Origin of the sequence: Kushneria aurantia DSM 21353 (assembly GCF_000382245.1) — a bacterium.
In the GTDB taxonomy this organism is placed as follows: domain Bacteria; phylum Pseudomonadota; class Gammaproteobacteria; order Pseudomonadales; family Halomonadaceae; genus Kushneria; species Kushneria aurantia.
The window spans coordinates 14711-36953 of the sequence record NZ_KB907878.1; the positions used below are offsets into that span (position 1 = coordinate 14711).

27 protein-coding genes are annotated in these 22243 nt (G+C 60.4%); 13 read left to right on the forward strand and 14 right to left on the reverse strand.

What is annotated here, in order from left to right:
• Positions 1–5 precede the first annotated feature (5 nt).
• Positions 6–452 carry a flagellar export protein FliJ gene (fliJ, locus tag H146_RS0112215; protein WP_019952162.1) on the forward strand — a complete coding sequence of 149 codons (447 nt, stop codon included), beginning with the start codon at positions 6–8 and terminating at the stop codon, positions 450–452.
• Here the strand turns inward: fliJ and H146_RS21735 are convergent.
• On the reverse strand, positions 447–1037 hold the full coding sequence (locus H146_RS21735; protein WP_169433483.1) for a hypothetical protein: 591 nt from the start codon (positions 1035–1037) through the stop codon (positions 447–449). The genes fliJ and H146_RS21735 overlap by 6 nt on opposite strands.
• A 30-nt stretch (positions 1038–1067) precedes the next feature.
• Here H146_RS21735 and H146_RS21740 point away from each other — a divergent pair, with 30 nt between their 5' ends.
• From H146_RS21740 to fliR, 8 genes are all read left to right on the forward strand, one after another.
• On the forward strand, positions 1068–2126 hold the full coding sequence (locus H146_RS21740) for a flagellar hook-length control protein FliK (RefSeq protein ID WP_169433484.1): 1059 nt from the start codon (positions 1068–1070) through the stop codon (positions 2124–2126).
• 214 nt (positions 2127–2340) lie between these two features.
• On the forward strand, positions 2341–2832 hold the full coding sequence (gene fliL, locus H146_RS0112225) for a flagellar basal body-associated protein FliL (protein WP_019952164.1): 492 nt from the start codon (positions 2341–2343) through the stop codon (positions 2830–2832).
• A gap of 6 nt (positions 2833–2838) precedes the next feature.
• Positions 2839–3849 carry a flagellar motor switch protein FliM gene (gene fliM, locus H146_RS0112230; protein ID WP_019952165.1) on the forward strand — a complete coding sequence of 337 codons (1011 nt, stop codon included), beginning with the start codon at positions 2839–2841 and terminating at the stop codon, positions 3847–3849.
• Positions 3842–4381: a flagellar motor switch protein FliN gene (gene fliN / locus H146_RS0112235; protein WP_019952166.1), complete on the forward strand. Its 540-nt coding sequence runs from the start codon at positions 3842–3844 to the stop codon at positions 4379–4381. Before fliM ends, fliN begins: the two co-directional genes overlap by 8 nt.
• 40 nt (positions 4382–4421) lie before the next feature.
• Positions 4422–4931, forward strand: coding sequence for a flagellar biosynthetic protein FliO (gene fliO, locus H146_RS20300; RefSeq protein WP_019952167.1), 510 nt, complete (start codon positions 4422–4424; stop codon positions 4929–4931).
• Positions 4928–5710 (forward strand): flagellar type III secretion system pore protein FliP, encoded by a 783-nt coding sequence (fliP, locus tag H146_RS0112245; protein WP_019952168.1) that lies wholly within the window; start codon positions 4928–4930, stop codon positions 5708–5710. The genes fliO and fliP overlap by 4 nt, the downstream gene beginning before the upstream one ends.
• A gap of 46 nt (positions 5711–5756) precedes the next feature.
• A complete protein-coding gene (gene fliQ, locus H146_RS0112250; RefSeq protein WP_019952169.1) occupies positions 5757–6029 on the forward strand; it encodes a flagellar biosynthesis protein FliQ in 273 nt (90 codons plus the stop codon).
• A gap of 10 nt (positions 6030–6039) precedes the next feature.
• The gene (gene fliR, locus H146_RS0112255) at positions 6040–6831 is read left to right on the forward strand and encodes a flagellar biosynthetic protein FliR (protein ID WP_019952170.1); all 792 of its coding nucleotides are present in this window, start codon (positions 6040–6042) and stop codon (positions 6829–6831) included.
• Positions 6832–6953: 122 nt separating this feature from the next.
• On the opposite strand, the gene flgL is transcribed toward fliR, so the two are convergent.
• From flgL to flgB, 11 genes are all read right to left on the reverse strand, one after another.
• A complete protein-coding gene (gene flgL, locus H146_RS0112260; protein ID WP_019952171.1) occupies positions 6954–7886 on the reverse strand; it encodes a flagellar hook-associated protein FlgL in 933 nt (310 codons plus the stop codon).
• Between the two features lie 18 nt (positions 7887–7904).
• Positions 7905–9548, reverse strand: coding sequence for a flagellar hook-associated protein FlgK (flgK, locus tag H146_RS0112265; RefSeq protein ID WP_026351952.1), 1644 nt, complete (start codon positions 9546–9548; stop codon positions 7905–7907).
• Positions 9549–9640: 92 nt separating this feature from the next.
• Entirely contained in the window at positions 9641–10768 is a 1128-nt protein-coding gene (flgJ, locus tag H146_RS19315) for a flagellar assembly peptidoglycan hydrolase FlgJ (protein WP_019952173.1), read from the reverse strand.
• Positions 10768–11898, reverse strand: coding sequence for a flagellar basal body P-ring protein FlgI (locus tag H146_RS0112275; RefSeq protein WP_019952174.1), 1131 nt, complete (start codon positions 11896–11898; stop codon positions 10768–10770). The genes flgJ and H146_RS0112275 overlap by 1 nt, the downstream gene beginning before the upstream one ends.
• 15 nt (positions 11899–11913) lie before the next feature.
• Positions 11914–12642 carry a flagellar basal body L-ring protein FlgH gene (locus H146_RS0112280; RefSeq protein WP_019952175.1) on the reverse strand — a complete coding sequence of 243 codons (729 nt, stop codon included), beginning with the start codon at positions 12640–12642 and terminating at the stop codon, positions 11914–11916.
• An 11-nt stretch (positions 12643–12653) separates the two neighbouring features.
• Complete coding sequence (gene flgG, locus H146_RS0112285; RefSeq protein WP_019952176.1) at positions 12654–13436, reverse strand: flagellar basal-body rod protein FlgG; 783 nt, start codon at positions 13434–13436, stop codon at positions 12654–12656.
• Positions 13437–13510: 74 nt separating this feature from the next.
• The gene (flgF, locus tag H146_RS0112290; RefSeq protein ID WP_026351955.1) at positions 13511–14257 is read right to left on the reverse strand and encodes a flagellar basal-body rod protein FlgF; all 747 of its coding nucleotides are present in this window, start codon (positions 14255–14257) and stop codon (positions 13511–13513) included.
• A gap of 214 nt (positions 14258–14471) precedes the next feature.
• Entirely contained in the window at positions 14472–15680 is a 1209-nt protein-coding gene (gene flgE, locus H146_RS0112295; protein WP_019952178.1) for a flagellar hook protein FlgE, read from the reverse strand.
• A gap of 101 nt (positions 15681–15781) precedes the next feature.
• Positions 15782–16516 (reverse strand): flagellar hook assembly protein FlgD, encoded by a 735-nt coding sequence (locus H146_RS0112300; protein WP_019952179.1) that lies wholly within the window; start codon positions 16514–16516, stop codon positions 15782–15784.
• Positions 16517–16525: 9 nt separating this feature from the next.
• Positions 16526–16939, reverse strand: a complete 414-nt coding sequence (gene flgC, locus H146_RS0112305; protein ID WP_019952180.1) for a flagellar basal body rod protein FlgC — start codon at positions 16937–16939, stop codon at positions 16526–16528.
• 25 nt (positions 16940–16964) lie between these two features.
• Positions 16965–17384 carry a flagellar basal body rod protein FlgB gene (gene flgB, locus H146_RS0112310; RefSeq protein WP_019952181.1) on the reverse strand — a complete coding sequence of 140 codons (420 nt, stop codon included), beginning with the start codon at positions 17382–17384 and terminating at the stop codon, positions 16965–16967.
• Between the two features lie 262 nt (positions 17385–17646).
• Between flgB and flgA the strand changes: the two genes are divergently transcribed.
• From flgA to H146_RS0112325, 4 genes are all read left to right on the forward strand, one after another.
• A complete protein-coding gene (flgA, locus tag H146_RS19320; RefSeq protein WP_083920866.1) occupies positions 17647–18372 on the forward strand; it encodes a flagellar basal body P-ring formation chaperone FlgA in 726 nt (241 codons plus the stop codon).
• 32 nt (positions 18373–18404) lie between these two features.
• Positions 18405–18665, forward strand: coding sequence for a hypothetical protein (locus H146_RS21415; protein WP_211213330.1), 261 nt, complete (start codon positions 18405–18407; stop codon positions 18663–18665).
• Between the two features lie 118 nt (positions 18666–18783).
• Positions 18784–19068, forward strand: coding sequence for a flagellar biosynthesis anti-sigma factor FlgM (gene flgM / locus H146_RS0112320; protein WP_019952183.1), 285 nt, complete (start codon positions 18784–18786; stop codon positions 19066–19068).
• Positions 19069–19098: 30 nt separating this feature from the next.
• Positions 19099–19554 carry a flagella synthesis protein FlgN gene (locus tag H146_RS0112325; RefSeq protein WP_019952184.1) on the forward strand — a complete coding sequence of 152 codons (456 nt, stop codon included), beginning with the start codon at positions 19099–19101 and terminating at the stop codon, positions 19552–19554.
• A gap of 74 nt (positions 19555–19628) precedes the next feature.
• On the opposite strand, the gene H146_RS0112330 is transcribed toward H146_RS0112325, so the two are convergent.
• Positions 19629–20075: a flagellar protein FlhE gene (locus H146_RS0112330; protein WP_019952185.1), complete on the reverse strand. Its 447-nt coding sequence runs from the start codon at positions 20073–20075 to the stop codon at positions 19629–19631.
• Positions 20072–22165 carry a flagellar biosynthesis protein FlhA gene (gene flhA, locus H146_RS0112335; protein ID WP_019952186.1) on the reverse strand — a complete coding sequence of 698 codons (2094 nt, stop codon included), beginning with the start codon at positions 22163–22165 and terminating at the stop codon, positions 20072–20074. The genes H146_RS0112330 and flhA overlap by 4 nt, the downstream gene beginning before the upstream one ends.
• Between the last annotated feature and the right edge of the window lie 78 nt (positions 22166–22243).

Below are 22243 nucleotides of genomic sequence, written 5' to 3' on the forward strand. Positions count from 1 at the left end.
CTTTCATGTCCGACACATCATCGCTTGAAACCCTGATCGAACTGGCCGAGGGTGATCGCGACAGCGCCGCAAAGCTGCTGGGTGAACTGCGCAGCGCACGGCAAAAGGAAAACTCGCAGCTGGAGCTTTTGCTGCAGTATCGCGAAGACTATCGCAGCCGCTTCGAGGCGGCCATGCAGCGCGGCATTACCATCGCCGCGATGCAGAACTATCAGCGCTTTCTGGCCTCGCTGGATAACGCCATCAAGCATCAGCGCAACCAGCTCAACCACAGCGACGGTCGAGTGCAGCGCGGTGAGGACAACTGGCGCCAGCAGCAGAAAAAGGTCAACTCCTATGATGCGCTGCGCAGCCGCCGCCATCAGGAAGCCAACAAACGCGCGCGACGTCTCGAACAGCAGCAGAACGACGAATTTGCCAGCCGTGCCAGCTCGGCACTCGACGGTTTATAAAAGGGTTCGCGAGGCAGGAAAAATATCATGCTGACACCGCTCAATATTATGACGCCTGCCCCCGGCGGCATCGAAGCCGGCAAGAGCTCCGGCAGTGACAAGAGTGATGCTGGCTTCGGCGCCCTCTTTCGCGGCATCAAGTCCGCCAGTGCGCTTGCCAATACCGCTGATAATCTGAAAGAAGCAGCCGGAGAAGCCACCAAAGACGCTGGCAACAAGGAAGGCAACCTGCTGAACCGTCTTGCCCTCGGTGGCAATACCGGTGGTGGTGATACCGGTACGATTCACGAACAGCTGTTGATGCTGGCCCGGGCAATCGGCCAAAAGGGTGAAGGCGCGAGCAGTGTTGAGCAGGATATCGAGGCGCTTCTCGGGGCAGCTGACCCAAAGGGTAAAGGCGCGAACAGCGTTGAACAGGATATCGAGGCGTTGCTCAGGAAAGTCGACCAAAAGGGCAAGGACGCGAGCACTGTTGAACAGGATATCGAGGCGCTGGTTAACGCCCTTGCACGGCCAGGCAAGGGTTCCAACGGCGACTCGGGAAGTCTCGAAGCGCTGGCGAGGGGCCGCTTCGGCGAGCAGCATACAGCGCGCAGAGGTGAGGATAGCGACGTCATGACGCGCCTTGACGAACGTCATCAGCAACGCGATTCAGACTCGCCCAAAACCGCCTCACTTCTCTCCCTGGACGGTATTCGCTCTACTGTCGAGACCGGCGAACGACTATCACGCCAGTCCGACAATGCGGACGGCGATAGCCCCGAAGTTCAACAGGCCGAGGCCGGCCTGATGGCAGCGCCGATGCTGCTGCGTCAGGGCTCTGAAGGTCTTTCGACGAGCGATCGCAGCAGCCGCTCGATCAGCGCCACCGATGGCAGCCGCTCGATCAGCGCCACCGATGGCAGCCGTTCGAACAGCCAGCTCCCCGGACGCGAAGCCCTGCTGGCCGCGCTCAAGGGCGAGAGTAGCGGCGACGAGACGCAGTTCTCACGTTCAAGCGGCAACACCGAACGCAGCGGCAGCGATCGCGACAGCCAAATGGTAGCAGCCATGATGGAGCGCACCACCAGCTCGCGCCAGGCGGCACTCGATCTACAGCAGAGCGGTACACGCAGCGCCGCGACCACACCGGATGCCGCGCTGAGCGCCCTGACGGCGCAGAGCGGCCAGGCCGGTAGTGGCATGATGGCCACTCAGGGGCAGGCGGTGACCACCGCCACTTTGCCGTCGATGGACAGCAACCAGTGGAGCAGCGCGCTGGAGCGCCAGACCATCAATCTGGGCCTGCGCGGCGGTGGAGAGGCGAAGCTTTCCATGAGCCCCGCCGAGCTGGGGCCGCTGTCAATCTCGCTGAAGATGGGTGAGCAGGGCGCGCAGCTGCATATCGGTTCACATAGCGCCCAGGTGCGCGCCGCCATTGAAGCCGCCCTGCCCCAGTTGCGTGATGCCTTCAGCGCCAGCGGCATTCAGCTGGGAGAAACCTCGGTCAGCGATCAGGGTGCCTTTGCGCAGCAGAACTTCCAGCAGCAGGGAGAAGGTAGCGGTAGCGGCCGTTCCGGATCAGCCGCCGCCGGTATGTCTGGCTCTGTCGTCGCCGGTGGCAACGATGATATTCAGACACTCGAAATTCCCGCCGGCCGCACCCTGAGCGGCGGTATCGACCTGTTTGCCTGAGACGCCTGCCACACCCTCACCAGCGGAGGCCGTCCGAACCCTTTCGGACGGCTTCTTCTTTATGCGCTGTGGCAATGACGTCAAAAGATCGAGATACCCGCCCCCGAGGGCGCTATTTGAACCATTATCGTCGGGCGCTGAATTTACAATGCCCCTAAGGCACGGCGCCGAATCGCGCCGAATCGTCAACAATGGCATGGATTGACGGAATACAATGACTTCACAAGCGGCCGTCGAGGCCAAAAGCGGCAACAAGAAGCTGCTCTGGATCATCATTGCACTGCTGGTGCTGCTACTGGCGGCGGCAGGTGTCGCTGGCTGGTTTTTTTTCCATGGCGGCAACGCAGCGCATGACGAAGCCGGTACCGCAGCGACGCAGGATGCGGCCCCGGCAACGCCGGTATTTGTCGAACTGCAGCCCTTCACGATCAATCTTGCCGGCGCGAGCGATCGGATCCTGTACATCGGTATCACGCTCACCGCCGCCAGCGAAGAGGACGCCGCCATACTGCGCGAGCAGACGCCCGAGGTACGCAACCGCATCCTGATGGTATTGACCGGTCAGAGCGCGGAGGCGCTGACCACTCAGCAGGGCAAGGAAGCGCTGGCGCAGGAGCTGGTCAACGCCTTCGATAGCCCTCTCGGTGGCGATGACCGTGCCCCCGTGATCAACAATGCCCTTTTCACCGACTTTATCGTGCAGTAGGTCGATATGTCCGACGATATGCTTTCACAGGACGAGATCGACGCTCTCCTGAAAGGGGTCAGCGGCGATGAGGAAGAAGCTCGTTCTGCGGACAACAGCGGCGAAAAACGCATTCGCCCCTTCGATCCGGCCAATCAGCAGCGGGTGGTGCGCGGGCGGTTACCGGCGCTGGATATTATCCACGAGCGTTTCGCGCGGCGCTTCCGGATGTCGCTGTTCAACCTGATCAGGCGCTCGGCGGACATTACCGTCGGACCGGTCAAAGTCCAGAAATACACTGACTTCACCCGCAACCTGCCGGTGCCGGCCAATATCAACATGGTGGGTATCAGGCCACTCAAGGGTAATGCGCTGATCGTTTTTCCGCCCAACCTGGTGTTTCTGGTGGTGGATAGTCTTTTCGGAGGCGACGGCCGCTTCCTGACCAAATCCGAGGGGCGCGAATTTACCCATACCGAGCAGCGCATTATTCAGCGCCTGCTCAACCTGGCGCTGGAAAGCTATCAGGAAGGCTGGCAGACCATCTATCCGGTCGAGGTGGAATATCAGCGCTCGGAAATGCAGGTCAAGTTCACCAATATCACCAATACCGCCAACGAACTGGTGGTCAATACGACCTTCCACGTTGAGGTAGGTGCCTTTGGCAGCGATTTCCACATCTGCATGCCCTACGCCATGATCGAGCCGATTCGCGAAACCCTGGCCGGCCCCATGCAGCGCAATGACCCGGAAGAGGATCAGCAGCGTATGCGCCAGCTGGCCGGCGAGGTCAAGGATTCCAGCGTTCAATTGACCGCCGATTTCGCCACCATCGAGACCACGATGGGCACCATCGCCAACCTCCAAAAAGGCGACGTACTGCCCATCGAACTACCCAAGGAAATCAGTGTGAGCGTTGACGATGTTCCGGTGATGGCCTGCGACTACGGCAGTATCAACGGCCACAAGGGGCTGCGCGTCAAGCGGCTGATCGACCACGGTGTTATCGACGCCTACAAGGACAGCAAAGATGACTGATCCCCAGAATCCGAATAACGACGGCAAAAAGAACGACGAGCTGGCCGACGAGTGGGCCGATGCCATGCAGGAACAGGGTGCCGGCGACGAGGACGACATCGACTGGGATGCCGCCTTTGCCGAGTCCGGCGAGACCCCCGACGCTGAAAGCGACGCGGCGGAAAATTCTGATGTGCAAGGTGGTGCAGCGACCAGCAGCAGTGGCGCCGAGCCGGCCGGCGACAGGCTCTTTCAGCCTCTGACCGGCAGCGACAGCAAGGCGGGTACCTCGCGGGATCTCGATATGATCATGGAGATTCCGGTCACGCTCTCGGTTGAACTGGGCCGCACGCGCGTCACCATCCGGGAACTGCTTGATCTGGCCCGCGGCTCGGTGGTCGAACTCGACGGGCTGGCCGGTGAGCCCATGAACATTCTGATAAACGGCTATCTGATCGCTCAGGGCGAGGTCGTGGTGGTGGATGACAAGTACGGCATCCGCGTTACCGACATCATCACCCCCACCGAGCGCATCCACCGGCTCGGCCGTTGAGTATCATGGGCGCTGTCCGCCTCGCCTGTCGGAGAAGGATATGAGTAATGCCGTGAACGACTCGGAGGCAGGCCTCGAGCTTCCTTCGAGCGCTCTGGGTGGAAGGGCGCTGGAGAGCGCCGAGCGCATTGGTAACGCCCATCAGACGATCGATGCCTCCTCACCGCATGCCGACAGCGCCTCTTCCATACTGAGCGTGGCCAGCCTGGGCAAGACGGCACTGGCACTGGCGTTCATTCTACTGCTGATCTGGGGTATGGCGGTACTGCTCAAACGTCTCGGCCCGGGACGACGCCTGCGCGGCAGCGCACTGAACATCGTCGCCAGCCAGAGTCTGGGGACGCGTGAAAAAGTGGTGGTCGTCGAGGTCGAGGAGACCTGGCTGGTGCTGGGCGTGTCGCCCGGCGGTATCAGTCGTTTGCATGAGATGCCTGCGAAGCAGGACGGTGTTGCGCCGAGCCGCGAGGAAACCGGCACATCATCCCGACCGCCGTCGTTCTCCGACAGTTTCAAACATGCCCTGTCACAGCGCTTTTCGCGACGATCATGAAACAACCTGTCCTGCTTCCAGCCCGCCTGTTATTCGGTTCAAGCCTGCTGGTCCTGCTGGCGGTTGCGCTGCTGCCGCTACCGGTGGAGGCCTCACAGCAGGCCCAGCTGCCGGCACTGACCAGTCAGCCGCTGGAGGGCGGTGGCCAGTCGTGGAGCCTGTCGCTCGAAACCCTGGTGCTGCTCACGTCGCTGACCTTTCTACCGGCCGCGCTTTTGATGATGACCGGCTTTACCCGCATCATCATCGTGCTGTCGCTGTTGCGCAATGCGCTGGGTACGCAGTCGTCGCCGCCCAACCAGGTACTGCTGGGGCTGGCGCTGTTTCTGACCTTTTTCGTCATGTCGCCGGTGTTCAGCCAGATCTACGAAGAGGCCTGGCAGCCGCTTTCAGAGGGCACCATGAGCATGCAGCAAGCGGTTCAGGTGGGCAGTCAGCCACTGCGGGAGTTCATGCTGCACCACACCCGTGAAAGCGATATCGCCATGTTCGCCGATATCATCGACTACCCCGAGATGGCCGGGCCGGAGGACGTACCCATGCGCCTGCTGCTGCCCTCCTTCGTGACCAGCGAATTGAAAACGGCCTTTCAGATCGGCTTTACCATCTTCATTCCCTTTCTGATCATCGACCTGGTGGTAGCCAGTGTGCTGATGTCGCTGGGTATGATGATGGTGCCACCGGCGATCGTATCCCTGCCCTTCAAGCTGATGCTGTTCGTGCTGGTCGACGGCTGGGGGCTGTTGATGGGATCGCTGGCGCAGAGTTTTTACGTGTAGTAGCCGGCTTTATACGTCGTATCAGACATCAACGAGGAGAGTGCCGATGTCCCCGGAAATGGTCATGAGTATCGCCTACCGCGCCATGCTGCTGATCCTGATGATCGCTTCGCCGCTGCTGATGGTGGCACTGGGCGTCGGCCTGCTGGTGAGCCTGTTTCAGGCCGCGACGCAGATCAACGAGATGACGCTCTCCTTCATTCCCAAGATTCTGGCAGTGTTCGCCTCGCTGATTCTGCTGGGCTCCTGGATGCTGGGTACGCTGGTGGACTTCACCCGCGACCTGTACCAGAGCATTCCCGGCATGCTGTTCGGTTGATGGCCCTGACGTGCTGGAGATCACCTACGCACAGCTCAATGACTGGCTGACCGCCTTTTTCTGGCCCTTCGTCAGAATACTGGCGTTTATCGGCGTGGCTCCCGTCTTCAGCGACAACGCCTTTTCACGCCCCGCCAAGATCGGTCTTGCGATGGTGTTGACGGTGGTTATCGCGCCCATCATTCCGCCCATGCCCGATGTGCCGCCCACCTCCTGGGCGGGGCTGATGATCGTGGTACAGCAGTTCATCATCGGCGCGGCGCTGGGAGTGGTGATGAGCGTAGTGTTTGCCGCCATTCGCGCCTCGGGCGAGTTTATCGGTCTGCAGATGGGCCTTGCCTTTGCCACCTTCTTCTCTTCCTCGGCGGGCGGCTCCACAACCGTGCTGTCAAGGATTCTCTACACTTTCTCGATGCTGCTCTTTCTGGCGCTCGACGGTCATCTGGTGATGATCAGGCTGCTGGCCGAGACCTTTATTCGCTTGCCGGTCGGTCTGGAAGGGCTGGAAGCGGAAGGCTTCATGGCCATCGCCCGCTGGGGCAGCATTATCTTCTCCGCCGGCTTTTTGCTCGGTATGCCGGTCATCACCTCGCTTTTGATCATCAATCTGTCGATGGGCATTCTTAACCGCGCCTCGCCGCAGTTCTCCATCTTCTCGGTGGGCTTTCCCATTACCCTGCTGACCGGCGTCACCCTGATCACCTTCATGACACCGGAGCTGGGGAATATCTTCCGACGCCTGTTCGAGATGACCTTCGAGCAGATGGTCAGCGTGACCGAGCTGCTGGCACCACCGCCATGAAGGACGGCTTTTGAACGAGCACCCTTCGTTGGCATAACAATGTCGGTTGTGAAAAGCCCGGAAACGCAAGCGCCGCCCCATGATGAGGCGGCGCTTGCGATCCGGATACAGCCTTCGGCACGTTACAGCAGGTCGAACAGAGAGTTCTGCTGTGTGCGGGTAAAGACCTTCTGCGACGCTTCCAGGCCGATCTGGTTGAGCGTGTAGCGCGAGATCGCCTCGGCGTAATCCAGATCTTCCAGATCGGAGATACGCTCGGAGTTATTGATCGTGCGTGTCGTACCCAGCCCCCCCAACACATCCAGCTCATTGAGTTTGGTGCCAAGGTCGGTGCGCGCATTCAATACGCGCTCACTACCGCTATCAATCTGACTGTTGGCGGCGCCCAGCGCCTGCTGACGCTCCTCACTGGTGATCTGATCGCTCGGTGTACGAAGCGTTTCGATGGCGTTGGCCAGATTATTGAGAATGCTGCTGTCGCCTTCGCCAAACACCTGCGCACCGCTCGAGTTGACGTTCATGCTGCGCGAGGCGTCTACCTGCATGTTGAGCGCCCTGTTATCGCCCTGATAATTGCCAACGCCCGGCGTCCCCTCCGAATCGGTCTCCACAAAGGGCTGAGTGTCGCCCTGCGAGCCGGAGAAGATGTAGTTACCGTTGCTGTCGGTACCATTGGCGAGCCCCAGAATGCCGTTATAGATACCCTCCAGGTCGGAAGCCACCGACATACGGTCGTTGTCACTCAAGGTACCGTTACTGGCCTGCACGATCTTGCCCTTGGCCTGGTTGAGGAGATCGGTGACTCCCTGCAGGGCGTTTTCCTGGGCCTGCAGCGCCGAAGTGGCACTGGTGCGGCTGCTTTCGAACTGCGACTGGATCGCCTGATCCTGCTTGACGATCAGCGCCTGAGAAGCCGCGCGCGGATCGTCGGAAGGCGAGACAATACGGTTGCCGGAAGCGATCTGCTCGCCGGTGCGTGCAAGGTCACCCTGACGGCTCTGCATCGAATTCAGGCTACGTTCGAACATCATGGAAGTACTGATACGCATACTCATGATCTGTTACTCCCCTGCTTATCGCATGATGCCCAGAAGCGTGTTGAATGTCTCCGAAGAGGCGCGAATCATCTGTGCATTGGCACTGTAAAACTGCTGATAACGCATCATATTGGCGGCTTCTTCGTCGAGATTGACGCCGGACACCGACTGCTGCGCCGACTTGATCTCCTGGCTGATCGCCGACTGCGTTTCGTTGCTGCTTTCAAGCGTTGCGGTACGATTACCCACTTCGCCTACCAGCGAGGCATAGGCGGTATTAAGGCTGGCGCTGCCACCGATCAGCGTCTCGCTCTGCACGTCGGCCATTGCGCGTGCGTTGCTGTTGCCGGTACGGCCTTCCACCAGATTGCCATCGGCATCCCGCTCATTGCTGCGGGCTGCTACACCTTCGGGTGTCATGCTTTCACTAACGCCTAGATCGGCGGCGGCACCTTCCAGCGGCTTGATATTGAAACGATCACCGTCATTCAGGCCTTCAACATCGATCTCCAGCCCGGCCTCTTCAGCGCTGACGCTCTGACCGTCGCTGAGGCGCTCCAGGCGATACCCTGCATCAACGCTGTTGTCGACGGTCAGGCGATAATTGCTGGTGCCGACGTTTTCGATATCACCACTAAAGGAGACAGCGGGTTGGCCCTCCCCCTGATTGCGACTATCGGCGGTCACCGCCGGCTCGCTGGTGGTAAAGAGCGCGTTACCGGCATTGCCATTGAGGTCCACACCACCGGTCTGGAGTTCGTTGATACGTGACCCCAGCGCATGGGCCAGCTGATCGAGGCGATGCTGGGCATCCGGCAGGGTCTTGTTGCGAAACGCCATCAGGCCGCCCAGCTCACCACCACTCAGTTTCTTCTCGCTGACCTCGGAAAGATTGCCATCGGCGTTACGAAAAGCGACGACCTGCCGAGTGGGATCGGCCTGTGACGCGGTCATTTCAAGTGACTGTGCACGATTGCCGGCCACCAGGGTTTCGCCGCTCGACATGGAGACATTGTACTTGCCGTCCTGACTGTAGACCGAAATGCCGGTCAGCTGGCTGAGCTTCGAGACCGCAAGATCACGCTGATCCAGCATATCGTTGGGCTCCGTACCGGTCTTGGCACGGGTACTGTTGATCTGACCGTTGAGTTCGGCGATCCGGCCAGCAAGGCTGTTGATTTCGTCGAGTGTGCCCCCCATCTGCGCCGTGGTGTTGCTGTCCATGTTTTTCAGATAGTTGTCCGTGGCGCGAAACTGCGAGGTCATGCTCTCGGCGTTGCCCAGCATGGCCTGACGCGCGGAAATATCGCCCGGATTGTCGGCCAGCGTCTGCATACCGGCAAAAAACGACTGTATCTGGGTATTGAGCCCACCTTCGTCGTCCGCCAGCAGGTTATTGACCTGCTGGAGCTGGTCGAGATGCGATCTACTGGCACTCTGATCACTTTGTGCCTGATTGAGCTGGGTAGAGAGGTACTGCTGATACTGGCGCTGAACACCGTCGACATTGACACCGCTGCCGGAAAACAGGCCGCCAGCGTAGCTTCCCCGACCTTCCGAAAGATTGACCAACTGACGGTTATAGCCTTCGGTATTGACGTTGGCGATATTGTTGCTGGTGGTGTTAAGGCCGATCTGGGCGGCCCGCAAACCACTCAGCGCAGTATTCATCAACGACATATCTTTTCTCCCACACTTCAGGGCAGTTAATGAGGATCTGACCCTTATATCGGCAGGTCGGAAGGATTTTTAAGGCATCGGTGGGTAAAAAATCAGAAAATTCGGCTCGCTTCGCTCGCCATGGCTTCGTTCTGCTGAGCGTAGGCACGGGCAGCGGCCTGCTGACGACCGTTGCTGTCGCTGCCGGTAAACAACGACTCGCCCATGGGCGAGCGCATATCAGGTAGCTGCGTCATGATCGCCACCAGCTTGTCGGCATAGCGGGGATCGGTGGCGTAGCCGGCATTCTGCAGGGCATGCGCCGCCGCTTCCGGCGTTTCGGCTTCCAGTACCTGGCGATAGCGCGGGTTATCGGTCAAAAGACGTGCGTAGTCGGAAAACGCCGCTTCGTAGGAGTCGTAGGCGCGGAAATCGTCGCGAACTTTCATCGCCCGACCGTTTTCATACTCGGTGGTAGTAATGTGACTACGTTCGCCCTGCCAGCCGCCGGTCGCCTTGATACCGAACAGGTTGTGGCTCGAGCTACCGTTTTCGTTGCGAATCTCGCTGCCGCCCCAGCCACTTTCCAGTGCCGCCTGGGCCAGAATCAGCCGGTCGGAGATGCCGGTGCGTTCGCTGACGGCGCGCGCCGCATCGCCCATGTGGGACACAAAGTTGGCCACGTGCGGCGCTACATCGGCTATCAGCCGCTGATGCCCTGGCAGGAGACTGCCCGAGCCACTTTCATCGGCTTGCGAATCGCTGTCCAGTGGACGGTAGCCTTCGATCAGCGCTCCGCCTGCCGACGGCCGCTGCGCAGCGCGCTGTAGCTCGCGATTGTACGCCTGGTGCTGTTCGCTCAGCGGCACTGCACTGGTAGCGTCGAGAGGACGCGACTCGGCGCGAAGCTGTTGCAGGGGATCACTCTGCTCGCCCGACCCTTCCCCCTTTGACAGCTGCTGCACCAGCATTTTCGAAAGTCCGAACCCCTGGCCCGAAAGATGCTGTGCCCACTGGCGATCCATCATATCGGTATACTGATCGAGGCTGTCGCTTTCGAGCAGATCGCTTTTGGGAATGGCGTCGCGCATGCTCTTGAGCATTTTTTGCAAAAACAGCGACTCGAACTGCTGGGCCGTCTCCTTGAGATTGCCCTGAGGGTCGCGGCCGGCACTGTGGCGCAGCTTCGTCATGCCCCGAACATCAAGCGCGAACTGACCGCGAGCATTGTCGATCGACATCAGATGATCTCCAGGTCGGCATTGAGCGAGCCGGCGCGCTTGAGCGCCTGCAGAATCGCCATCAGATCAGTGGGCGTGGCACCGAGACGGTTGAGAGCATCCACCACCTGGGCAAGATCCGCCGGGCCGCTGACGATATTGAGCGCACCGGACTCCTCCTGGATGCCGATATTGGTGTCACCGGCCACTACGGTATCGCCACCCGCCAGCGGGTTGGGCTGACTGATGATGGGGTTGGTCTCGATATTCACCGTCAGATTGCCGTGAGCGATAGCGGCGCGATCCAGGGTGACGGTGGTATTCATCGCCACCGACCCGGTGCGCGAGTTGATGATCACCTTCGGCGACACCATACCCGGCTGCACCTGGATATTCTGCACCTGGGCAAGAAAAGCTACCTGCGATGCCTCGCCGGTCGGCGCCGCCAGCGAGATCACCCGCGAATTACGCGCCACCGCGGTGCCCTCGCCCAGCGCACTGTTGATGGCGTTCATGGCACGCAGCGCGGTGTTGTAGTCGGCATCCTTGAGTTCGAGGCTGATACGCCCCTGCTCGGTCAGCCGGGTGGGCACGCTGCGCTCAATGATGGCGCCATCCGGAATGCGCCCTGCTGCTGTCTGGTTGACCTGGATGGCGTTGCCTCCCGCCTGAGCGCTGACGCCGGGCACCAGCATGTTGCCCTGTGCCACCGCATAAACCTGACCATCCGCGCCCTTGAGTGGCGTCATCAACAGCGTACCGCCACGCAGACTGTCGGCATTACCGATCGACGATACTGTGACGTCCAGGCGCTGTCCCTGACCGGCAAAGGGAGGCAGGTCGGCGGTCACCATCACTGCCGCCACATTGTCGAGCATCATGGTATTGCCGCCATCGACGGCCACACCCAGCTCGGAGAGCATGTTGGTAATCGACTGTCCGGTGAAGGGGGTCTGCATGGTCTGGTCGCCGCTACCGTCGAGACCCACCACCAGGCCATAGCCGATCAGCGGGTTGGAGCGCACCCCTTCGATAGTGGCGATATCGCCCAGACGCTGCGCCTGCACCTGAGCAGCCAGCAGCAGCGCCAGGCCAGCCAGCAACGCTTGAATGGAAAAACGACGTCGCAGCAGTGTCAGCATGACCATCATGAGGTAATCCTGCGCCTAGAAGGGCGAAACGTTGAGGAAAAAGCGCTGCAGCCAGCCCATGGTCTGCGCTTCGTTGATGTAGCCGTCGCCGTAATACTCAAGGCGAGCGTTGGCGACCTGGGTCGAGGGTACCGAGCTGGCCGCGGTGATGGTGCGCGGATTGACCGTACCCGAAAAGCGGATGTATTCGGTCCCCTGGTTGATACCGATACGCTTCTCGCCGGCCACCTGCAGATTGCCGTTCGGCAGCACATCCATCACGGTGGTGGTAATGGTGCCGGTAAAGGTATTGGAGGCGTTGGCGCCGCCCTGCCCCTGAAAGTCGGACGACCCCGACAGGTCAATGCCCTGCCCTTCCAGTAGGCTACTCAGTGCATCCGGCGTACCTTCCACATTCAGGCCCGTCGAGCCATTACGGCTGGCATTGGCCGCCGAGGTCTTGGTGGCGCTGACATCCTCGTTGATGACGATGGTCAGAATGTCGCCCACGCTGCGCGGCCTGCGATCCTCGAACAGCGGCTTGGTGTAATTGCTCTGATAGATCGAGCCATTGGCGATAGGCTGCGGCGGTGGCTGCGGGGGGGCTGTCGTCGGCCCCTGCACTACGTTCTGGCGCGGCACCTGGGCACAGGCCGTCAGCACCAAAGCCAGTATCGCCACCAGCATCAGCCGCAGGTGTCCCTTCACGCTGCCACGGCTTCGTGTGCCGGGAATGCCATGGTGATCAGGCAATACAAGCGACATGATGCCCTCCTTTATATCTGGGTCAGCCGGCCAAGCATCTGATCCACGGTGGAGACCGCCTTGGAGTTGATTTCGTAGGAGCGCTGGGTCTCGATCATGCTGACCATCTCCTCCACCACGTTGACATTGGAGGTCTCGACGAAATTCTGGCGCAACGTGCCGGCGCCGTTGAGGCCGGGCACCGTATCGTTGCGCGGGCCGGAAGCATCGGTTTCGCGATAGAGATTGTCGCCAATGCTTTCCAGACCGGCCGGATTGATGAACTGGGTCAGCTGCAGCTGGCCGATCTGCTGGCTGTTGGGGTTACCGGGCGTTTGCACGGAGACGGTGCCGTCCTGGGCGATGCTCATGGAGAGCGCATTCTGCGGCACCACGATGGCAGGCTGGATCGGATAGCCGTTGGTGTTGACCAACTGACCGTTCTGATCCACCTGAAAGGAGCCGTCGCGAGTAAAGCTGCTGGTACCGTCAGGCATCTGTACGGCGAAGAAACCATCGCCCTGAATCGCCACATCCTTGCTGTTGCCGGTCTGCTCGAGGTTGCCCTGAGTGTGCAGCCGTTCGGTGGCCGCCGGCCGCACGCCGGTACCGATCTGCAGCCCGGTGGGCAGATTGGTCTGCGCCGACGACATCGAGCCGGGCTGGCGCAGGTTCTGATAGACCAGATCCTGAAAGACCGCGCGCGAGCGCTTGAAACCGTTGGTCGAGACGTTGGCCAGGTTATTGGAGATCACGTCCATTTGGGTCTGCTGACCCTCAAGGCCGGTCTTGGCCGTCCAGAGTGCACTGATCATTGACTAAGACTCCGTTGTCGGGCGTCTGCCCGGATCATATCGCTTGCCGGAAGAGGAGACTCTTTTCCGAGTGATTAGCTGGTAGACAGAATCGAATTGGCCCGCTGGGCGGTCTGGTCGGCGCTGCTGAGCACCTTCATGTTCATCTCATAGCTGCGCGCAACATCAATCATCGCCACCATCGCCTCGGTAGCGCTGACGTTGCTGCCTTCCAGCGCACCGCTGGCGACTCGCACGTTTTCATTTCGCAATACGACCTCAACCGGCTCACCCTCTTCATCAAGGGCGTTGAACAAACCATCTTCACGGCGCTGCATGTTGCCGGCGGGATAGTCGGTCAGCATTAGCTGCCCCACCTCGGCCTGCACCTGGGTGCCCGGCTCACGGGCTGACACGGTGCCGTCGGGGGCGATGGCCACCTCGGCATTGAGGGGCACAACGACAGGGCCGCCGTCGCCCAACACCGGACGCCCCTCGGAGCGCAGCATGCCGGTCGCGTCGACCTGAAGGTTACCGTTGCGGGTAAAGGCGGTATCGCCGTTTTCGGTCTCCACCGCCAGCCAGCCACGCCCTTCGATGGCGACGTCCAGCGCCCGACCGGTGCTCTGCAACGGCCCGGAGGAGAAATCGGATCCCGGCGTTGTCTCGACACTGAAGGCGCGTGTCAAATGGCCGGGCCCCTCCATGGGAGCCGTACGGGTGGCATGCAGCTGAGCGCGAAAACCGGTAGTCGAGACATTGGCGATGTTGTTCGACACTACCGACTGCTGCTGCATGCTTTGTTTGGCACCCGACAGGGCGGTGTAGATCATTCTATCCATCGACGGCTCCGAGGTGGTGTAGAGAACCGGAAAGGCAATTTCCTGAATTGCGCCCAGTAAACACGCTCGAAGCCTTCGGCAAAGGGACAAGAAAGGCCCTTCAGAGGGCGTATTTCAGGACGCGGCAACAAGCCGCTGATACATAAAGGAAAAGACCGGCCCAACGGGCCGGTCTTTTTGCGGGCAGACGACTTGTGAGTCGAGATAGTGCCGCTTAACGCAGGGTAACCACGGTCTGCAGGATCTGGTCCTGAGTCTTGATGGTCTGGGCGTTGGCCTGGTAGTTACGCTGGGCCACGATCATGCTGACCAGCTCGCCGGCCAGATCGACGTTGGATGCCTCGACCGTACCCGAGCGTAGCGACCCCAGCTGACCGCTACCCGCAGTCCCCAAAAGCTCCTGACCGGAAGACTGAGTCGCCGTCCAGGCATTGTTACCCATCGGCTGCAGGCCCTGCTCATTGGCGAATTCTGCCAATGCCACACGACCCAGCACACGACTCTGCTCATTGGAGTAATTACCAATCAGGTTGCCGTTCTCGGCGATAGAAAGACTGGTGAAACTACCAGCCTGATAACCGTCCTGAGAGGCACTACGAACAGCAGACTCTCCGCTGAACTGAGTGGCCGCCAGGTCCAGATTAAAGTTAAGCGGCGACTCGGCACCGTTATTCAGTCCAATCGATATAGCCTGCTCCCCACCATCGGTAAGCTGGCCATTGGAGTCAAACACAAGATTTGACTCACCTACCTGATTACCGTTACTAAAGGCCGCAAAACTCCAGTTACTCGGACCATCTTCAACAGAACTGACTTTTCTGAAATAGAGATTGACCTGCTGTGGATTACCCAGGGAGTCATAGGTTGTGATTGGCCGGGTGAAGTTGTAGCTCTCTGAATCCGCGGGATCGATGTCACCCGCACCCAGAGTTTCAGCCGAAGAGTTGAGGTTGAGCTCCATGGACGCCTGGCTGGTAGCGTTGGCCTGCAGATCAGCCTGCGGAATTTGCAGCGCTACCGGATCAGCACCGTCCAGTACCTGCGGGTTGGCGCCGTTGGGATCATTGACCGGATAGCCCGTCAGGCGCGCTCCGTTGCCGTTGACCATAAAGCCCTGTTCGTCTACCTGGAACTGGCCGTTACGCGAGTAGGTAATCTGCTGCCCGTCGTTGAGACGGAAGAAACCACCGCCGTCGATGGCCAGATCAAGGTCGCGGCCGGTATTTTCCAGCGCGCCGGTGCTGAAACCCTGGGTGATACCGGAAACCTGCACACCCAGCCCCTTGGAGCCGGCATAGATATCGGCGAACTCGGTACGTGCTGACTTGAAACCGACCGTTTGCGAGTTGGCGATGTTGTTGCCGATAGTGTCGAGCTGACGTGAAGCGGCGTTAAGGCCGCTGATACCCTGCGTGAAAGCCATGTTGTCATCCTGTAAGAGGCATGAATTTGTCGCCGGCGCTGCCGGTCATGCAAGTGCCATCTGCCTCGGCGCACTTCCAAAAGCCCGCCGCAAGGCTCGAATTAGAGAATTTGCTTCACCTGATTGAGCGCAACGCTATCGATGTTGGGCCCCAGATCCAGCATTGGTTCTTCGCCACTGGTCATCACACCGCTGACATAGCCGTACTGCAGCGTACTGCTCTTCACCGCATTGCCAGCGCTATCGGTCGCGGAAATGGACACCTGATATTTGCCGTTCGCCACCTTTTCCCCGGAGGCGTTGGTGCCATCCCAGGTAAAGTACTGCACTCCGCTCTTGAGCGGACCGTTTTTGGTCAGATCATATTCGTTGACGATCTCGCCGGTCGCGGGATCCTTGATGACGGCCCGGGCGCTGGCCGCGGCACCGCCCAGCTCGACGCCAAACGGCAGCACGGTATTGCTGTCATTGCCGCCCTCTTCACCCTCGGCTCGGTTGTTGACCCACACCTCATTACCCTCGACCAGCACGCCACGACCCACCATGGCGCCCGCCTGCAGCTTCTGCGAAGCGTTCATCTGCTCGGTGATGCTGGAGAGCGTCTGGTTGAGCGAGTTGATGCCGCTGACGGTGTTGATCTGCGCCAGCTGCGAGGTGAACTCGGAATTCTCCATCGGGTTGAGCGGATCCTGATTCTGCAGCTGCGTGACCAGCAGCCGCATAAAGCGATCGTTGAGCTCACCCGCGCTCTCCACTCCCATCTTTGTGCCTGCGGCCATGGGATTGGTGGTTCGCGAACCGTTCACTGCAGCAAGCATGGAACTGTCAAAAGCCATAATGCCTCCTTACTGGCCGCCCTGACCGAGCGACAGCGTTCTCATCATCAGTGACTTGTTGGTATTGAGCACCTCGACGTTGGCCTCATAGGAGCGCGCCGCCGAGATCATGTTGACCATCTCTTCGGTGGGGTCGACGTTGGGCATGCTGACATAGCCCTGATCGTCCGCCGCCGGATTCTGCGGATCGTAAACGCGGCGCGGTGCGCTCTGATCCTCGAGCACCTCACTGACCCTTACGCCACCGATCGACTCGCCGGGATTGGACGCCAGCTCGAAGCGCACCTGCCGTGCGCGATAGGGCTCGCCGTCAGGGCCCGCCACGCTGTCGGCGTTGGCCAGGTTACTGGCCGTCACGTTCATGCGCTGTGACTGAGCGGTCAGCGCCGAACCGGAAATTTCAAATACACTGAAAAGACTCATTGACTACTCTCCCTGATGGCGATCATCAGTTGCCGGATTGCATGGCACTGCGCAGACCCTGAATACGGCTGGTCATGAACTGCAGGTCGGCCTGATAGCGCATGGCGTTATCAGCGAAATTGACCCGCTCCATATCCATGTCAACGGTATTGCCATCGAGGCTCGGCTGGGAGGGAATGCGATAGAGCATATCGACACCACCGGCTGCCGACGCCGGCGCCTGGCCGTGAATGTGACGGCTGGACGTCGTGCTCAGGTTGAGCGGACCCTGTTGACCGCCCTGCTCGGTCATACGCTCGAGCTCCTGGCGAAAGTCGATATCCCTTGCCTTGTAGCCCGGCGTATCGGCGTTGGCGATGTTGGATGACAACATCTCCTGGCGCCTGGCACGCAGGCTCAGGGTGTTCTGAAAGTAATCCAGCGAGGCGCTGAGCCTGTCGATCATGAGACTGCTCCGATTGGAGAGGACAAGGCCGGGCCCGTCTGGCCGCCAACGCACTGCGCTCCTTGTCCCCTGTCCCTGACATAACACTCGGGTGCCAAACGCCTGTCATGGCATTTGGCAGGTTGAGCACAGAATAAGGAGCAGCCACGCATTGCCATCGAAAGAAAAGGCCATTTTTGCGCGCCCATTTCACCGCCTGATCCTTGCCGCCCTGGCCTAGAATGCGCTTTATCGCATTACCCTCAGGCGGAGCTGTTGCGTCATGGCGGCATCACTACTCCAAAAGCTCTCGGGCTCTCGTTACCACGACCGATGCCGTGGCGCCGCATTCGTTGTGCTGCTGTCGGCCGCGCTGTTGCCCACCGCGGCGGCAGCCGACGAAGAGGCAATCCGCACTACTATCGAGGGTTTTCTGCTCGAACAGACCGCCAGCAGCGATGCCAGAGTCGAAATCGAAGTGACCTTGACCAGTGCGGCTCAGCGCCCCTGCCAAAGCCCGCAGGCTTTTCTGCCGGGCAGCGGCGGCTCAATCAGTGGCCGCACGACGGTCGGCATTCGCTGTCCGGGTGATGCGCCGGAAACGCGCTATTTTCAGGCCAATGTCCACCTCTATGGGGAATATCCGGTTCCTGTACGCGATATCGCCCCCGGCGAAACCATTCAGGCCTCCGACCTGCGCTGGCAGGAAGGCGACTTCTCGCGCTTCAATGGTCGCCTGATCACCGACCCTGAGCTTCTGGTGGGCCAGGTGAGCCAGCGTCGTATCGGCACCGGCCAACCCCTTCAGCAGGGCATGGTCAAATCGCCACGGCTGGTCGACGGTGGGCAGGAGGTAGCGCTTCGCGTAACCGGCCAGGGCTTTCAGGTACGCAGCAGCGGCCGGGCGCTCAACAGCGCCGCGCGTGGCGAGAATGTCAGGGTCAGGACGCCCTCGGGCCGGATCGTCAACGGTACGGCCATCGACAGCGGCGTCGTCGAAGTGCGCTGAAAAGATTGCCGACACGCGATGCGTGGCCCGCCATGGATAACGGGCTGGCGGGCATAAAAAATTGTCGGGAACGATTTTTAACGCCGAAGGCGGCCCGGAGGGTGCACGGCATGGATAGCGGGCTGGCGGGCATAAAAAATCGTCGGGAACGATTTTTAACGCCGAAGGCGGCCCGGAGGGTGCACGCCATGGATGGCGGGCTGGCGGGCATAAAAAATCGTCGGGAACGATTTTTAACGCCGAAGGCGGCCCGGAGGGTGCACGCCATGGATGGCGGGCATAAAAAATCGTAGCACTCTGTTATGATCGGGACTAAAGAGTGCGCTCTATCTGTCGATAAAGAGTGCACACAGGCAGCAAGCGTCACAGACTGCCTACCTGTTTCGGGAGAGCGTTGCGGAGATTACAGCCATGAAGATCGATTCGAATACGTCGCTGAGCCAGCTGCTGGGTCAGCAGGGAACACGTCCCGGTAGTGTTGCCAAAAACGACGCTGCTGCCGGTGCGCAGAGCGGAGGGGACGTATCCTCCCGCTGGATGCCCTCCAGTGCGCACAACACGGACGGTGATATCGATACCGCCCGGGTTGACGAGCTGCGTGAGGCGATTCGTGACGGACAGTTTGAAATTCGTACCGACAAGATTGCCGATGGCCTGATCGAAAGCGCGCGAGAGCTGCTTGCCGATGGCCGATAAGCGGCTTTTGTGACCAGGAGAGTGCCTGCCATGAGTGACTACGCTGACATACTGGCTCAGATCAACGAAGCGCTGGAAAGCTTTGTTGCACTGCTTGGCCGCGAATCAGAGCTGCTTGACGACCACCCGGTCGATATCGAGACGCTTTTGAATGTCTGCGAGCGAAAGGGCACTGCAACGATGCGCCTCGATCAGCTTGATCGCGCACGCCGCGCTGTGCTGGAGCAGCAGGGCTTTACCCCCGACCGCACCGGCAGCGATCTTTACGCCAGAGAGCACGATCTTGACGACTCATGGCAGCGCCTGATCGAACTTACCGAAACGGCTTCGCAGCGCAACCGCCTCAACGGCTTTACCATCGAGCGTCGCCTCGATTTTCATAACCGCGCGCTCGAGTTCCTGCAAAACGCTGCCGGCATGACCATGTATGGTCCCAACGGCCGCCAGCGCAACCTGCGAGGCAGCAGTACCTATCTCTGCGGCTGAGACGCTCTGCGGCCGGGCTCTCCCCCGGCCGCTGCTTTTTGCAACGGCGGCTCGCCCTTCTTTACTACCCTTGCCTACTGCCCCGCTGTTTGCTGCCGATAGTTAACGATCAGCTGCAGACTGCCGCCGCGAATCGGCCTTTGCAGCATGCCGCGGCCGGGCACCATGAAACGAAATTCGATATTACTGTCGGCCGGCAGGCCTTCGAATTCATTGCTGGCACCACGCCGCATTTCGAGTTGATCGCAATAACCGGCCACGCAGAGCTCGATAATGGGCAGCTCACGGGACGGGGCCAGTTCGATGCGCCAGTAAAGCGTCGTGATCTCACCGTCGAGCTGCTCAAGCGTAGGGTGTTGCAGTCTGACCTGATAGACACGCTCGCGCTGAGCGAGATCGGGCGTGCTGTCGTCAATAACCACGGCGCCACCACCGGCGCCCTGAGCCGGGGCGCCAGCCGCCAGCGCTATCAGACCGACAGCAATCCATAACGGGAAATCGACGCCCGCTCGACGCCTCACTGCTGGCCTCCGATCATCTGCGCTACGCGAATCTGGCGATCTTCGGGCAGCTCGGCCTGGGAGAGCACCACAAGGCTGGGCAGACGCCGGTGCAGGAAGTGCGCCAGCAGCGCTCGCAGCGAGTGCTGAACCACCAGTACCGGCGTGACGCCACGGCTCTCCTGACGCTGAACGGCCTGTTCGGCCTGCTGCAATAGCGTATCCGCCAGCCCGGGCTCGAGACCGCCACCGCTGTTGAGCGCCTGGTGCAACATCTGTTCGAGGTTGCCATCCAGCCCGATCACCTCGGCGGGTTCGCTGCCGGGGAAATAGTGCTGGGTAATGGAGCGCCCCAGCGCCACGCGCACCGCCGCCGTCAACTCCATGGGGTCGGTGGTATGGTTGGCGTGGTCGGCCAGCGTATCGAGGATGGTGCGCATATCGCGGATCGAGACATCCTCCTCCAGCAGATTCTGCAAAATGCGCGTCAGGGTCGTCAGCGGAACCTGCTTGGGAATCACCTCCTCGACCAGCGAGGGCGACTCGGCCGATAGCCGATCCAGCAGTTTCTGCGCCTCGCCACGGCCCAGCATTTCGTGGGCGTGCTTGTGCAGCAGATGATTGAGATGGGTGGCCACCACGGTACTGGCATCGACGACCGTGAAACCCTGGATCTGTGCCTGATCGCGCTGTCCGGCATCAATCCAGGTGGCCGGCAGGCCGAAGGCCGGGTCGGTGGTAGCACGCCCTTCCAGTTTACCCGCCGCCTGCCCCGGGTCGATGGCCAGATACTGACCCGGCCAGGCCTCGCCCTGACCGATCGTGACGCCGTTGAGCGCGATGTGATACTGCTGCGGCTGGAAGGAAAGATTGTCGCGAATGTGCACCACCGGCGGCAGAAAGCCCACTTCCTGAGCGAACTTCTTGCGCAGACTCTTGATGCGCTTGAGAAGCTCGCCGTCCTGGTTCTGGTCGACCAACGGAATCAGCCGATGCCCGACCTCGAGCCCCAGTGGATCGACCAGTTGAACGTCTTCCCAGCTCGCCTCACGGTTTTCAGGGGCGGGCGCAGCGGCCTGTTGCTGTTGCCGGCTCTCTTCCTGAACGCGCTGCTGTCGCCCCTGACGCATGACATACCAGGCCAGCGCGCCCAGCAGAAAGGTAAACAGCAGGAAGACGAAGTTGGGCATGCCGGGCACCAGCCCCAGCAGCCCGACAACACCGGCAGCCAGGATCAGCACCCGCGGATTGTTGAAAAGCTGTCCCAGTAGCTGATGGCCGACGTCCTGATCGGTATTGACGCGGGAGACCGTCACGCCGGCGGCAGTCGAGATGATCAGCGCCGGGATCTGGCTGACGAGGCCGTCACCGATGGTCAACAGCGTGTAGGAGCGCGCCGCCTCGCCGGCGGAAAGATCGTGCTGCGCCATGCCGATGATCAGACCGCCGATAATGTTGATGATCATAATCAAAATGCCGGCGATGGCATCGCCGCGCACGAACTTGCTGGCGCCGTCCATGGAGCCGAAGAAGTCCGCCTCCTGAGAGATCACCTCGCGCCGCTCGCGCGCCTGGTTTTCGTCGATCAGACCGGCATTGAGGTCGGCGTCGATCGCCATCTGCTTGCCGGGCATGGCATCCAGGATAAAGCGCGCGCCCACTTCGGCGATACGGCCGGCGCCCTTGGTGATGACCATGAAGTTGATCACCACCAGAATGATGAAGATCACCAGGCCGACGGCGAAATTGCCACCAACCAGAAAGGCCGAGAAGGCCTCGATCACGTTACCCGCGGCGCCATCGCCGGTATGGCCCTGCAGCAGGATGACGCGCGTCGAGGCGATGTTGAGCGACAGCCGCAGCAGCGTCGAGAACAAGAGCACCGCCGGAAAGGCGGCAAAATCCAGCGGTTTGCTGGTAAACATGCTCACCAGCAGCACCATGATCGACAGCGCAATATTGAAGGTGAACAGCAGATCGAGCAGAAATGGCGGCAGCGGCAGCACCATCATCGACAGGATCATCAGAATCAGTATCGGCCCTGCCAGGTATTTGAGCTGACTCGGCTGATTCAGTCCGCTGCCGCGGAAAAGCCCGTTCAGTGCGTTCATATCAGTATCCGAAAGTACACAGCACTGCCAGGTGGCAGCGATGTAGAAACGTCATGAAAAACCTGCAGTGCGCTGTGG

Excerpts from the sequence above, each read along its gene's own strand:
- fliJ (WP_019952162.1), top strand. The coding sequence starts at position 6 with ATGTCCGACACATCATCGCTTGAAACCCTGATCGAACTGGCCGAGGGT.
- H146_RS21735 (WP_169433483.1), bottom strand. The coding sequence starts at position 1,037 with ATGCTGCTCGCCGAAGCGGCCCCTCGCCAGCGCTTCGAGACTTCCCGA.
- H146_RS21740 (WP_169433484.1), top strand. The coding sequence starts at position 1,068 with ATGACGCGCCTTGACGAACGTCATCAGCAACGCGATTCAGACTCGCCC.
- fliL (WP_019952164.1), top strand. The coding sequence starts at position 2,341 with ATGACTTCACAAGCGGCCGTCGAGGCCAAAAGCGGCAACAAGAAGCTG.
- fliM (WP_019952165.1), top strand. The coding sequence starts at position 2,839 with ATGTCCGACGATATGCTTTCACAGGACGAGATCGACGCTCTCCTGAAA.
- fliN (WP_019952166.1), top strand. The coding sequence starts at position 3,842 with ATGACTGATCCCCAGAATCCGAATAACGACGGCAAAAAGAACGACGAG.
- fliO (WP_019952167.1), top strand. The coding sequence starts at position 4,422 with ATGAGTAATGCCGTGAACGACTCGGAGGCAGGCCTCGAGCTTCCTTCG.
- fliP (WP_019952168.1), top strand. The coding sequence starts at position 4,928 with ATGAAACAACCTGTCCTGCTTCCAGCCCGCCTGTTATTCGGTTCAAGC.
- fliQ (WP_019952169.1), top strand. The coding sequence starts at position 5,757 with ATGTCCCCGGAAATGGTCATGAGTATCGCCTACCGCGCCATGCTGCTG.
- flgL (WP_019952171.1), bottom strand. The coding sequence starts at position 7,886 with ATGAGTATGCGTATCAGTACTTCCATGATGTTCGAACGTAGCCTGAAT.
- flgK (WP_026351952.1), bottom strand. The coding sequence starts at position 9,548 with ATGTCGTTGATGAATACTGCGCTGAGTGGTTTGCGGGCCGCCCAGATC.
- flgJ (WP_019952173.1), bottom strand. The coding sequence starts at position 10,768 with ATGTCGATCGACAATGCTCGCGGTCAGTTCGCGCTTGATGTTCGGGGC.
- H146_RS0112275 (WP_019952174.1), bottom strand. The coding sequence starts at position 11,898 with ATGATGGTCATGCTGACACTGCTGCGACGTCGTTTTTCCATTCAAGCG.
- H146_RS0112280 (WP_019952175.1), bottom strand. The coding sequence starts at position 12,642 with ATGTCGCTTGTATTGCCTGATCACCATGGCATTCCCGGCACACGAAGC.
- flgG (WP_019952176.1), bottom strand. The coding sequence starts at position 13,436 with ATGATCAGTGCACTCTGGACGGCCAAGACCGGCCTTGAGGGTCAGCAG.
- flgF (WP_026351955.1), bottom strand. The coding sequence starts at position 14,257 with ATGGATAGAATGATCTACACCGCCCTGTCGGGTGCCAAACAAAGCATG.
- flgE (WP_019952178.1), bottom strand. The coding sequence starts at position 15,680 with ATGGCTTTCACGCAGGGTATCAGCGGCCTTAACGCCGCTTCACGTCAG.
- H146_RS0112300 (WP_019952179.1), bottom strand. The coding sequence starts at position 16,516 with ATGGCTTTTGACAGTTCCATGCTTGCTGCAGTGAACGGTTCGCGAACC.
- flgC (WP_019952180.1), bottom strand. The coding sequence starts at position 16,939 with ATGAGTCTTTTCAGTGTATTTGAAATTTCCGGTTCGGCGCTGACCGCT.
- flgB (WP_019952181.1), bottom strand. The coding sequence starts at position 17,384 with ATGATCGACAGGCTCAGCGCCTCGCTGGATTACTTTCAGAACACCCTG.
- flgA (WP_083920866.1), top strand. The coding sequence starts at position 17,647 with ATGGCGGCATCACTACTCCAAAAGCTCTCGGGCTCTCGTTACCACGAC.
- H146_RS21415 (WP_211213330.1), top strand. The coding sequence starts at position 18,405 with ATGGATAACGGGCTGGCGGGCATAAAAAATTGTCGGGAACGATTTTTA.
- flgM (WP_019952183.1), top strand. The coding sequence starts at position 18,784 with ATGAAGATCGATTCGAATACGTCGCTGAGCCAGCTGCTGGGTCAGCAG.
- H146_RS0112325 (WP_019952184.1), top strand. The coding sequence starts at position 19,099 with ATGAGTGACTACGCTGACATACTGGCTCAGATCAACGAAGCGCTGGAA.
- flhA (WP_019952186.1), bottom strand. The coding sequence starts at position 22,165 with ATGAACGCACTGAACGGGCTTTTCCGCGGCAGCGGACTGAATCAGCCG.